Below are 422 nucleotides of genomic sequence, written 5' to 3'. Positions count from 1 at the left end.
CTTCCACGGCGTCGGATTTGTCCTCCGGGAGGACCTCGGCGCGGACGTTGTCGGGGTCGATACCGACCTGCTCGGCGACCGCGTGGGCGGTGCGCTCGTTGTCGCCGGTGAGCATCATCACGTCGATACCGCGCTCCTGTAGTTGGCTCACGGCGTCCTTCGCGCTCCGCTTGACCGTGTCGGCGTCGGCGACGACGCCGATCAGTTCGCCCTCGGAGGCGACGAGCATGGCCGTCTTCCCCTCGCTCTCCAGGCGCTCCATCGTCTCCTGCGCGGCCGAGGGGTCCACGCCGTTGTCGCGGAGCAGTTTCCGGTTGCCGACCAGCACCTCCCCCCCGTCGACGGTCGCTTTGACGCCGTGCCCGGGGACGTTCTCGAAGCCCTCGGGGTCGGCCACGTCGATACCACGTTCCTCGGCCCCG

At 69.7% G+C, this 422-nt stretch carries 2 pseudogenes (1 of these 2 running past the window's edge); one reads left to right on the top strand and one right to left on the bottom strand.

Going from position 1 to position 422, the window contains the following annotated elements:
- Positions 1 to 11 (top strand): annotated as a pseudogene (locus EGH24_RS15180) (heavy metal translocating P-type ATPase); its annotated part reaches 2,446 nt to the left of the window's first position; the annotation flags it as partial.
- Here EGH24_RS15180 and EGH24_RS15985 read toward each other — a convergent pair.
- Positions 1 to 422: pseudogene (locus EGH24_RS15985) on the bottom strand (HAD-IC family P-type ATPase); the annotation flags it as partial. The pseudogenes EGH24_RS15180 and EGH24_RS15985 sit on opposite strands and share 11 nt — an antisense overlap.

The sequence above is a fragment of the Halonotius terrestris genome (assembly GCF_006861665.1).
GTDB classification, from domain to species: domain Archaea; phylum Halobacteriota; class Halobacteria; order Halobacteriales; family Haloferacaceae; genus Halonotius; species Halonotius terrestris.
This window is presented reverse-complemented; position numbering and strand designations above follow the sequence as displayed.